Below are 12,669 nucleotides of genomic sequence, written 5' to 3' on the forward strand. Positions count from 1 at the left end.
TAAAAAAATCGCTTTGCATATTGTAATCAAACACTAAATCGTTATACATAAATGAAAATTATTCAACAATTTACAACATCGATTATGCTACTCCAATATGCTCGATTAACAATTGCAACGACTGCTTACCACGGAATTTATTGATATCAAGTTTGTAAGCTAAATGAACGGTGTCAACTAATACATCAGGCCAACAATACAAATCCACATTAAAGGCAATACCATTAGCTACAACACCAGTAGAACAGCCCTTAAATAAAAACTCAAGTATCACTTTTAAGTGTCTCTTACCTACAAGCTTTTGACTCAACAATTTAAATTTACCATCAAAAGTCGGTTCAGGAAAACCCTGACCCCACGGTCCACTAGCTCGTAATAACTCAGCAGTACGCATGGAAAATTCTTCTGGTTTTAGTTCTCCATCGCTCAGAATAATACCTTTTAGTATTCTACTATCAAGTTCTTTACATACTACTTGATCAAATAACTTAGAAAACCTTTTAAAATCTTTTTCCTGAATAATCAATCCTGCTGCCATAGAGTGGCCACCAAATTTACTAATTAAGTCTGGTGTTGCAGCATGCATCTTACTAAGTGCATCGTACATATGAAATCCGGCAATAGAACGACAAGAAGCCTTGATCATCCCTTTTCCGCAAGAAGCAAAAACAATGACAGGACGCTGAAATTTCTCCTTAATTCTTGATGCAAGAATACCAATGATACCTTGGTGCCAATTATGCTGAAATAATACCAAACCATACGGCAATTGCTTGTTTTGAGCAAACCGAAGTGTATCACACAAAACTTCAGCATCTTGCTGCATATCTTCTTCAATTTCCTTACGAATGTCATTTAACTTGTTAAGTTTACGAGCTATATGACGCGCTACATGAATACTATTGCTTATCAATAATTCAACACCAAGTGACATATCATCTAAACGTCCTGCTGCATTAATTCTCGGTCCTAATGAAAAAGCTAAATCAGATGCTACTAAACATTTCGCACTACATTGTGAAATTTCAATCAGTGCCTGAATACCCACTCTAGCTTTACCAGCTCGTATTCTTTGCAATCCTTGATAGACCAAAATACGGTTATTTTTATCTAACGGAACAACATCAGCTATAGTTCCCAAAGCAACTAAATCAACAAGTTCCATAAGTTTAGGTTCCAACATACCTTGCGTCCTAAACCAGTTTGCTTTTCTCATATAAACACAAAGTGCCATCATCAGATAAAACGCTACACCAACTCCGGATAAGGCTTTTGAAGGAAAATTACAACTACTGAGATTCGGATTAACGATCACGTCTGCCTCAGGCAATCTAGACCCTGGTAAATGGTGGTCAGTCACCAAAACTTGTAAGCCTAGTTGTTTTGCATAACGAACCCCATCAATAGATGAAATTCCATTATCAACTGTCATAATAATTTCAGCACCAAGATTTATCAACTGAGTAACTACTTTAGAACTAAGGCCATAGCCATCTTCAAAACGATTAGGTACGAAATAATCCACATTATTGCTTCCAAGCATCCGCATGGCTAACAACGACAATGCTGAACTCGTTGCTCCATCGACATCAAAATCACCAACGATGATAATTCGCTTACCTTCTTGAATTGCATTGAACAACAGTTGTACTGCTGCATCAATTCCAGCCAATTTTTTGTATGAATGTAGTGCCTTTGCACCAGTTTCCAGTTCATCAGTCGATCGTATTCCACGATTAATGTAAATACGCTTGAGTATTGGAGCAATGGTATCCGGTAAAAGAGAGAGATCAGGTTCAGGTCGACGTTGGATTTTTCTCATAGTAGAACAAACTATACTCGCTTGCTTCCCAAGTAAAAAAACAGTTAAAATCTAAATAGCTCAAAATATCAAAAAAAAATGTTCTGCATCATTAGCTTGCCTGATCAACAATCAAGCTCTAGGATGATGTTTACTATGAAGTTTTTTTAGACGTTCTGTAGCAACATAAGTGTAAATTTGAGTAGTAGATAAATCGCTATGACCAAGCAACATTTGAATGACTCTAAGATCTGCGCCATAATTCAGCAGATGTGTAGCAAACGCATGCCTTAAAACATGCGGAGAAAGCAACTTAACATCAATTCCAACGCTCATTGCATAATATTTCACACGATACCAGAAAGTTTGTCGAGTCATTTTTTTAGCACGCCTACTTGGAAACAACACATCGGAACTGAGCCCACCCAATAAATTAGATCTACCATCTTTCAGAAAAGTTTCAATCCAACTAATAGCGCTTTCACCTATTGGAACCAAGCGCTCTTTTCCACCTTTCCCCATTACACGTACTACACCTTTACGTAAACCAATATTTTCCATATCTAAACTAACAAGCTCAGTTACACGCAATCCAGTTGCGTACAACAATTCTAGCATAGCTTTATCTCTCAATTCTAAAGGATTGGAGGGATTTGGAGCATCTAACAGTATAATGACTTGCTCTTCTGTTAAATCTTTCGGTAACTTTCTAGGTAATTTAGGACTAATAAGCAATGCACTCGGATTATCTGAACGAATTTCTACCTGATTCAAATACTGAAATAAACGACGAATTGCTGACAACATTCTACAATAGGACGTCTTTTTGTAATTTTGATCTACCAACCACATCTGATATTTTTGTAAATTAGATAGATTAATAGAAACTAAACAATAATTATGCAGAACCATCCACTGCAATAGCTTCATTAAGTCGTTACGATAAGAAAGTAGAGTATTCTTAGATAAACCACGTTCCATACACATATCATCAAGAAATTGTTCAATTATTTCTTGCTCAGATGATAGTATCTCTGTCATAATCACCCCTTCGTTGATTTCTTTTGATATGGAAAATTCTTCTGCTAAGCAATGAGAATCAGGTTGTATTACAGCATTGTCTGCACTTTTGATAAAGTTCTAAACTAGTAAGCTTTTTCTACAACGTCACGTATCGCACTTAGACTAGCTGGATTCTCCCATGACTATATTGATGAAAAGTATACACAACAACCAAGATCGCCTTAATTGTTTAAAACAAAGACTGCCAGCAGAAATTACTCGTTCTGTGGCTAATACTTTAAGAGAAGATCTCGGTGAAGATCTTCATCCCACTTCTGACATTACTGCAAATCTCATTTCTGAAGATACCTGTAATGTGGCCGCCATTGTTACTCGAGAACATGGTATCTTTTGCGGAAGGGCATGGGCTGATGAGATTTTTTCGCAACTAGCGATGATGCACAAAAATATTTCTAAAGTTATTATTGAATGGCATGTACAAGATGGTGAGAAAATAGAACTTAATCAAACATTGTGCACTTTGTCAGGATCTGCACGATTGCTGCTCACAGGTGAACGCAATGCTATAAACTTTATGCAGACTCTCTCCGGTTGTGCAACAACCACTTCTCAATACGTTAGAAGAATTAGCGGTACCAATTGTCGCATATTAGATACTCGTAAAACTATTCCTGGCCTTCGTAGCGCATTAAAATACGCAGTGGTATGCGGCGGAGGCTATAACCACCGTATTGGCGTTTTTGACGCCTATCTCATTAAAGAAAACCACATCACGGCCTGTGGTGGAATTGCCCATGCTATTGCAGCAGCTAAAAAACTAAATTTGCATAAACCTATCGAAATCGAAATTGAAAACCTAAACGAACTACAACAAGCAATTGAGGCAGGTGCCGATATCGTTATGCTAGACAACTTCAACATAGGTATGGTACGTGAGGCAGTCAAGATCAACGCAGGTCGTGTAGTATTAGAAAACTCAGGCAACATCAATCTAGAAAATGTTCGCCAATACGCAGAAACTGGAGTTGATTATATTTCAATCGGGAGATTAACTAAAAACTTAAAAGCAATGGACTTCTCCATGCGCTTTAAGTAAGAACACTTTGATCTTGTCCATATCAAGTTATTCTACCCAAAAATGAAGATAATTATTTGAATTTTGTTTACTTGTTATTTTCTTTAGCTTTAATTTGCTGATAGAGACGACTATTTTCAGGAACTGGAATTCCATATAATTTAGCTCGGTCAATGAGGTAGCCCGTAATGAAATCTATTTCCGTTTTTCGTTTATAAAAAATATCTTGCTGCATCGAAGAAAAATTTTCTGCAGTTGCACTGATCACTTGAATCACAGACTTTTTTAAATCATCAAGATCTGCTTCAATACCTTCCGCATACATAACCTCTTTAACTTCATTCAATAAGCTCTCTAACTTACTTCGATATTGACTTTTAGCCAGTTTTCCATTCCTGCATTGCTCAATAGCAGTAAGCGGATTAATTACACAGTTAATTGCCAATTTTTTCCACAAAGCCACTTTGATTGAAGAATTCCAAACCACTTCAGGCAACGCTTGATTCAGTACTCCAACTAAAAAATTACACTCCTTACCTTTATCGTTATATCCACCTATTTGTGTTACTCCGACACCTGTATGGAATGCTTGCATCGAATTTACTTTATATGCTCCATGTGTAGTCGTCGCTAATAAGACAGGATGATGACAAATTTGAGAATAAATACTTTCAACAGCTCCCATTCCATTATGCATTAATAAAATGATACAATCCCGATGAGAATAAGATTCTATAGGTAAGATCGCATTTCGTATTTGCCAAACTTTGACAGTCACCAAAATCAGATCTGCGTCCACCAAAGCTTCTTGATTGCGATTAGTAAACGGTCGCTTCTCTTCGCCAAGTTGCAAATTCATTACTGAAAATGAACTCCTACCCCAAACAGAAACATTATGCCCTGAATTTGCTAAGTTATACGCCCACAAAACGCCAATTGCACCAGGACCAATCACAACAATATTCACGTTCCGCTCTTTATCAAAAAGTTTTTTACTAGCATAATGAGGACAAATTTAAAATCAAACAAAAATAGAATCGTCTTAAAAGAAACTAGTAAATTATCACAGATATTTCTCAAAAATAATACTACTTGCAAATCTTACCCACAGTAAAAAATTCTACTTATCTCAATAAAAAATTATAGACATTCTCTCCTCTTTTCAAACATACCTGTCCGCTTATCTGAAAAATACAAATCATCAAATCCAACTAACTGATAGAATCAGTGCAAACAAAAACAATAAGTCTGATGAAAAACAAAATATACAATGATATTGAAAAGTCTTTTACAGCCTAAATAATAAAAACTTGATACTGAATATCGAAAGGCTGTATCATATTTCTTTGCAAAAAAAATAGCAAAAAGAATAGAGAAATGGCAAACAACTACAAAAAGCCGTCTAAAAGTCTAGACCGTATTGATCGTAATATTCTCAGTGAACTTCAAAAAGATGGTCGCATTTCTAATGTAGAACTTTCTAAACGAGTTGGGTTATCTCCAACTCCATGCCTAGAGCGTGTTCGTCGTTTGGAAAGACAAAAATATATTACAGGTTATATAGCGCTTCTCAATCCACAGCATCTTGATGCGTCACTGCTTGTATTCATTGAAATTACACTAAATCGTGATACATCTGACGTATTTGAACACTTCAACATTGCAATACAAAGGTTGGCTGAAGTGCAAGAATGCCATCTAGTTTCAGGCAATTTTGACTACCTTATAAAAATTCGCGTATCTGATATAAAGGCTTACCGTAAGCTGCTAGGTTATACGTTACTAAGCTTGCCTGGTGTCAGTGATACACGCACCTACGTAGTGATGGAAGAAGTAAAGCAAACTAATCAATTAGTTATAAAAAATCCTTAATTTTGTCGGAAACTTCAAAGTCACGATTTTTTTTCCAATTAAACATGCTTTCATTTAGAAATCAAAACATGGTATGATCTCGACGACACAAGATAATTGAACTGATAAGTTCAGCTGCACTTAGATTTGAGTCATTTTATGCTCGAAAATAACAGAGAAAAAGCGATAACTGCTAAAACGGAACAAAAATCTTATCCTCGCCGTTTAAATAGCATACAACGTCTTAAAGAATGTTTACTCATATTAGCAGTTCTATCTTCGGTTTTACTATCAATAGCACTCTACACATTCAACCCCGCAGACCCATCTTGGTCTCAAGTTGGCTGGGTAGAAATAAAGAACGCTGACGGTACGTTAGGGGCCTGGGCGGCTGACACACTATTTTTCACTTTCGGTTCTTTAGCCTACACCATTCCTATATTTCTTATAATTACAGCATGGAGATTTCTAAGAAACGATAGGAACAACGCCGCATTGCCACTTGACTTAATGTTATGGGGCACACGTATACTTGGATTCATAACTTTGACTCTAACCAGCTGCGGTTTAGCAGACATTAACTTTGATGATATCTGGTATTTTTCATCTGGTGGTGTAATCGGTGACGTGCTCACTAACCTTTCTTTACCAACTTTAAACATATTAGGAACTATACTAGTTTTTCTGTTTCTATGGGGAGCAGGATTTACGCTTCTAACTGGCATTTCCTGGTTAACAGTTGTTGAATGCTTAGGGGAACAAATTATTAAAGGCTTTACACACTTAATTAAGTATATCCCTTGTGATCAGAAAACGAAAAGAAAGCAGGGTAGCAGAACTTACGTTTATATAAATTTTGGCTCTATTAACACCAGCGAACCAACAAGGGGACAAACAGCTTTAGCTCGAAGTTTCGACTTTAGCATGTCAGAAAGTTCAATTGAAAGAATAGGACTGTATAAATATGAAAAAAATTCTCAGAATCAATCGAAGGATTCAAAACAAAAGCTTCATTCTAATACACCATTACAACTGAATAAATCAGAAAAACGAACGGAGTGTACTAAAAAAACAATACAAAAAAATGAAATTTCTACCCAAAATTTTGATTTTATCGAAGATGAAGACATAACTACGCCTATGCCAACCTTAGAATTGCTCTATCAACCCGAAAAATGTAAAAACCTTCCTCATCATGAAAATTTTGAAAATATCTCTCGTCTTATTGAAAAGAAATTAGAAGAATATAAAATAAAATCAAAGGTTGTCGCTATTTTCCCTGGTCCTGTTATTACTCGCTTTGAACTTGAGCTCGCTCCTGGGATAAAGGCCAGTCGTATCTCAAGTTTATCAATGGATTTAACTCGTTCGCTTTCAACAACAGCGGTTCGTATCGTTGAAGTGATCCCTGGAAAACCTTACATTGGACTTGAGCTACCAAACACAAACCGCAAAACAATTTATTTCTCTGATGTCGTAGGAAGTCAAGAATTTATTAAAGCTGAATCACCGACAAGCATTGTACTCGGCCAAGGTATTGCGGGAGATACTATTGTTGCTGACCTATCTGAAATGCCACATGTTTTACTTGCCGGTACTACTGGTTCGGGTAAGTCGGTTGGTGTGAACGCTATGATACTTAGTATGCTTTACAAAGCAACACCTGAAGACGTCAAATTTATTATGATTGACCCCAAAATGCTCGAACTGTCAATATATGAGGGTATTCCTCATTTATTATCTAAAGTTGTAACAAATATGGAAGATGCATCAAATGCATTAAATTGGTGCATAGGTGAAATGGAATCTCGTTATAAACTAATGTCTGCTCTTGGTGTTCGAAACATTAAAGGATTTAATAATAAGTTAAAGATAGCTCACAAATCTGGAAATCCCATCCCAAAACCATCTTGGTATAAAGAGGCTAACATGAACTCAACATCCACATTGAAAAAATTGCCTTATATTGTTATTATAATCGATGAGCTTTCCGATTTAATGCTGGTAGTTGGTAGAAAAATTGAGGAAATGATCACAAGACTAGCGCAGAAATCACGCGCTGCAGGTATTCACCTTATCTTGGCCACTCAACGTCCATCAGTGGATGTGATCACGGGCGTAATCAAAGCAAACATTCCAACTCGTATCGCATTTACAGTTTCAACTAGGACCGATTCGCGTATTATTCTAGATCAAGGAGGAGCAGAATCACTCCTTGGTATGGGTGATATGCTTTATCTACCTTCTGATTCAAGTCATACGATAAGAATACATGGTACCTTCGCACCCGATGATGATGTGCATGCAGTAGTAAATAACTGGAAAGGAAAAGGTAAACCAAATTACATTGACAAAATCACTAATTCTGAGAGATCAGACGAGAATTCACTCTGAAAAGCAATAAATACTTCTAGTTTCCTGATGAAAAAAACTGTGCAACTACAGTCAAAGTTATCAGAAATAAGTTGGCTACAAATATAATCACTGACCACTCCGGCGTAGATAATCCGAGATATTTCAAGACTTCACTACAGTCTCCATAGGCTTCAAAAATCCAAGGAAGCCAACGATTTAGTGGAATCCAACTAGGGAAATCGACAGAAGTGTCACAGGTGCGAAAAAATGGACTGTCTAATTGATAATTAAGATGTTGAATAGCCACTTTAAAACCAAAAATTACGTTTCCAGTCCAAATCGCTAAGGCAAACCAACGGATCATTACATTCCTAGGAGAGATGAATCCAAGCATAGCCGCACCAATGATACCAAACAGTACTACACGTTCATAAATGCACATTACGCATGGACGAAGCATCATAACATGTTGAAAAAACAACGCGATAATTTCCCAAGACAAAGCGAAAATCAACAATAGTAGCCAACAAAAACGCCTTTGAGAAAAAAAATTAATCCTAGAAAAAAAATTCAACCTATCTATCTTATATCCAACCAACACTATAAAAATAAGATGTCATGGGCTCTAGAAAAAATAGGATAGAAAATAAACCTACAAGTGCTAAAGTCACAGCATATGGCAACGCCATGACAATCATACGATAATAAGACAATCGAATTATTGGCGCTAAACTTGAAGTTAGCAAAAAAAGAAAAGCTGCTTGACCATTTGGAGTAGCGACTGAAGGGAGATTTGTACCAGTATTGATCGCAACAACAAAGTAATCAAATTGTTCTCGACTAATAACACCTTTCATTAAAGCAGACTTCACTTCATTTATATAAACAGTTCCAACAAATACATTATCTGAAATCATTGATAATATGCCATCGACAATATAAAACAAAGCCAACTGCATGCTCTTATTTTCAATATCAAGCAACATATCTATAATTGGTTTAAATAGATCTTGGTCAATAATGACTGCAACGATGGAAAAAAAAACTACTAATAAAGCAGTGAATGGTAACGCTTCTTCAAAAGCCTTACCTAAGGAGCGCTCTTCCGTAACCCCAGTAAATACAGTTGCTAAAATAATAACCGAAAGACCAATCAAACCAACAGCTGCTAGGTGCATAGCTAAACTAACAATCAACCAAATCGCAATAATACCTTGCATCCATAATTTAATGACATCTTGTTTTGTACGAGTTTCACGTTCTTCATTATCATAATCAATAAGAATCTGGCGGACATTCTCAGGTAACTCTGCTCCATAACCGAATATTTTGAACTTTTCAACTAATACGCAAATTAACAAGCCACAAAAAAATACCGGTATAGTAACTGGAACCATGCGAATAAAAAATTCTCCAAATTGCCAACCAGCTTCACCAGCAATAATGAGATTTTGAGGTTCACCTACCATCGTCATTACTCCACCCAACGCACTGCCGACACCTACATGCATGAGAAGCGAACGTAAAAAAGCCCTATAGTTCTCTAAATCATGACGATCAGGAATATGCAGTTCACGTGCGTGATCGTGAGAAGATGCTGTTCCTCCTCCTGAAGCAACCCTATGATAAATAGAGTAGAAACCTATCGCAACACTAATAACCACAGCTATCACAGTTAAGGCGTCTAAAAAAGCCGAAAGAAACGCAGCAGCAAGACAAAATACAACTGAAAGCACTGTTTTGGAACGGATACCACCAAGCAAGATCTTAGTAAAAATAAAAAGCAACAGTTGCTTCATGAAATAAATGCCAGCAACCATAAAAATGAGCAATAACAACACTTCAACGTTTGAAACGAGCTCATACTTAACTTGATCTGCACTAGTCATACCAATAGATACAGCTTGAATAGCAAGCAATCCTCCAGGTTGAAGAGGATAACATTTAAGAGCCATAGCAAGAGTAAAAATAAATTCTACAACTAAAAACCAACCGGAGACAAACGGGCTAACTAAGAAAAAAACAACAGGATTGATAATCAGAAAAAAAATTATAAGAAACTTATACCAATTAGGCGACTTCCCAAGAAAATTCTTAAGAAACGCACTTAGAAGCGATACTGGCATGGCTAATACTCTTAATCATTGGTATTAATGGAGATACTCTAGAAAGACAACAATAAAACTTCTAACTCAAAAAAACATTTGTAAACATCTCTCCACCATTTTAGCTTTGGCTCGTAACTTTACTCCTAAGCTAATTTTAGTCAACCTATATTATAGCAAAAAACCTAATCAGTTTGATACACTCCACTCTAAAACACCATGATAAGCAATTATGCCCAATTAAATCCTAAAAACAAAACCTTCAGATATACCAAGCATAATATCCAAGATTTTTCATATACTGTTCTGATAGTATTCGGAAACCCGAGCAAAAATAACCTTTCACTTCTTAGCTTAACTCTTTCAACCTATCAATCAAACCGCTTGCACGTTGAGTTTTAATTTTAATTCCACGTCTTAAAATATTTGCATCTGCATATAAAACTAGATGTTTTTTTGCACGAGTAACCCCAGTGTAGATTAACTCTCGAGTCAGAATTGAACTAAATTTCAACGGTAAAACTATGAAAGTCAGATCAAATTCACTACCCTGAGATTTATGTATTGTCATAGCGTAGGCAGTTTCATGCCTAGGCGTACAACTGGGAAAGAGTGATGCAATACTACCGTCTGACAATTGAAAAAATACTTTTAAACGATTCTTAATATCACTATTATCCCTCAAGCAAATACCAATATCACCATTATAAATCCCCAATTTATATTCATTATTAGTGACCATCACAGGTCTACCATGGTACCAAATCCCGTCTATTTGAATAAGCTTCTTTGCAACTAAAGCAGACTCAATACTTTGATTCAAACCATTAACACCAAAATTTCCTTCACGAACTGCACATAACAAACGACATTGACTAAATATCTCTAATGCCATCCTTGCTTGTTCCTGCTGACACTCAACTTGTCCTAACTCAGGATGTAATTCAATTTCCTCAATTTTTTTTAAATAACGCCCATATTCCTTGACTATCGTTTTTAACATTTGTTCATAATATTCGCTATCCAATGGATAATACTCAATATCAGTAAAATTTTTCTGCCACACTAAATCAACCTGACTCATCTTTCCTGAATTGATTGCTTTAGCCAACTGATTAATACCTGAAGTTGAGTTAAACCTATAATTTTTATTCAGCACGCATAAACTGTCAGAAATATTATGAATAGAAGAACTGACTTTCAGAGATTGATGTCCTGTAAGTGCTACAATTAATTCCCTCTGTGTAGGACTAAATCCATCTTGATAGAATGAGCAAATATCTCCCAATACTGCACCAGCTTCCACAGATGCTAACTGATCTCTATCACCAAGCAAAATTAACCGTGTATGATTTGGCAATGATTCAATCAATTTACACATGATCGGTAAATCAACCATAGATGCTTCATCAACTACTAAAACATCCAAACTCAATGGATTATCTCGATTATGATGAAACCTTGTCCTATCAGGAATTACACCAAGTAAAGAATGTATCGTGCTTGATGTAGTAGGAACGTGTATTCTCAATTCTTCCTCCACAGATAACTGAGCTACTGCCTTTCTAATGGATTCAGTTAAGCGTCTTACCGCTTTCCCTGTTGGAGCGACTAATTTAATAATTGGAGTAATACCTTGCTGTTTAAGTTGTTTAATCAATGCAATTAAGATCTGGGTTATTATGGTTGTTTTACCAGTACCTGGCCCGCCGGAGATCACTGTTAAATAACGACTTAATGCTATTGCTATTGCAATCTTCTGAAAATTAATGCAAGCTGATTCTGGAATTAAGATATCGAGTAATTTCAAATCTTCTACACACTTAGCATCCAACAAAACTTTATCTATTGCTTTCCAATCTAATTTATCAAAATTGACAACACCTATATGTTCATACATTAGCTGTCGGCTTTGAAGTAAAGAATTTTCATTGATCCTTGTAATTAGTGCATTAAACAAAGAATGGTAAGTTCGATTAACCAATTGATTAAGCAGTTTAGAAAAAAATTTGATCTCAGAGGATTGTAATCTTACAGGCATCGCAAGGTTAGTTAAACTAACTGCTAAATTAGTTTCATATTGCCAATAACGATGTAAATAAAGCCTGACACCGTCAAAAATCAAAGGCAAGGATGTACCTTGTTTACCAATAAGATTGCAGGCATGCAGAACCTTTGGCCAATGAATTAAAGACAATTTTTTATTCAATTGCACGGAAAAATCACCATAAAGACCCAATTTACTCGCTAAATCTAACTGACCATTATCAAGTAAGGACAAACAAACATGACCTTTGCTAAGTTCATGGCTAACCACACCTGCAATAAAACCAATTTCATCCGAATACTGCTGTATTTGATCAGAAACGAAGCGAGCAAATTGATAATCCAGTTGATTTATAGATCCTACTTCAGCTAATTCCTGTAAAGTATCCATCAATAAAGTCTTCATGATAAAC

Annotated in this window: 8 protein-coding genes and 1 pseudogene; 3 read left to right on the plus strand and 6 right to left on the minus strand. The window is 36.1% G+C overall.

The window, feature by feature from the left end; translation table 11 throughout:
• Positions 1-82 precede the first annotated feature (82 nt).
• Positions 83-1,822 (minus strand): single-stranded-DNA-specific exonuclease RecJ, encoded by a 1,740-nt coding sequence (gene recJ / locus CF67_RS01005; protein WP_034413222.1) that lies wholly within the window; start codon positions 1,820-1,822, stop codon positions 83-85.
• Positions 1,823-1,933: 111 nt separating this feature from the next.
• On the minus strand, positions 1,934-2,842 hold the full coding sequence (gene xerD, locus CF67_RS01010) for a site-specific tyrosine recombinase XerD (RefSeq protein ID WP_034413225.1): 909 nt from the start codon (positions 2,840-2,842) through the stop codon (positions 1,934-1,936).
• A gap of 172 nt (positions 2,843-3,014) precedes the next feature.
• Here xerD and nadC point away from each other — a divergent pair, with 172 nt between their 5' ends.
• On the plus strand, positions 3,015-3,920 hold the full coding sequence (gene nadC / locus CF67_RS01015; protein ID WP_034413412.1) for a carboxylating nicotinate-nucleotide diphosphorylase: 906 nt from the start codon (positions 3,015-3,017) through the stop codon (positions 3,918-3,920).
• Positions 3,921-3,987: 67 nt separating this feature from the next.
• Here the strand turns inward: nadC and panE are convergent, their stop codons facing one another.
• A complete protein-coding gene (gene panE, locus CF67_RS01020) occupies positions 3,988-4,866 on the minus strand; it encodes a 2-dehydropantoate 2-reductase (protein WP_034413227.1) in 879 nt (292 codons plus the stop codon).
• Between the two features lie 410 nt (positions 4,867-5,276).
• Here panE and lrp point away from each other — a divergent pair, with 410 nt between their 5' ends.
• A complete protein-coding gene (gene lrp, locus CF67_RS01025; RefSeq protein WP_034413230.1) occupies positions 5,277-5,771 on the plus strand; it encodes a leucine-responsive transcriptional regulator Lrp in 495 nt (164 codons plus the stop codon).
• A gap of 138 nt (positions 5,772-5,909) precedes the next feature.
• A pseudogene (locus CF67_RS01030) lies at positions 5,910-8,141 on the plus strand (DNA translocase FtsK); the annotation flags it as partial.
• Between the two features lie 19 nt (positions 8,142-8,160).
• Here CF67_RS01030 and dsbB read toward each other — a convergent pair.
• From dsbB to recD, 3 genes are all read right to left on the minus strand, one after another.
• Complete coding sequence (dsbB, locus tag CF67_RS01035) at positions 8,161-8,679, minus strand: disulfide bond formation protein DsbB (protein ID WP_034413422.1); 519 nt, start codon at positions 8,677-8,679, stop codon at positions 8,161-8,163.
• Between the two features lie 10 nt (positions 8,680-8,689).
• The gene (gene nhaB / locus CF67_RS01040) at positions 8,690-10,231 is read right to left on the minus strand and encodes a Na(+)/H(+) antiporter NhaB (RefSeq protein WP_034413424.1); all 1,542 of its coding nucleotides are present in this window, start codon (positions 10,229-10,231) and stop codon (positions 8,690-8,692) included.
• Between the two features lie 328 nt (positions 10,232-10,559).
• Positions 10,560-12,662 carry an exodeoxyribonuclease V subunit alpha gene (recD, locus tag CF67_RS01045; protein ID WP_034413232.1) on the minus strand — a complete coding sequence of 701 codons (2,103 nt, stop codon included), beginning with the start codon at positions 12,660-12,662 and terminating at the stop codon, positions 10,560-10,562.
• Positions 12,663-12,669 lie beyond the last annotated feature (7 nt).

Source organism: Candidatus Photodesmus blepharonis (assembly GCF_000731795.2).
In the GTDB taxonomy this organism is placed as follows: Bacteria; Pseudomonadota; Gammaproteobacteria; order Enterobacterales; family Vibrionaceae; genus Vibrio; species Vibrio blepharonis.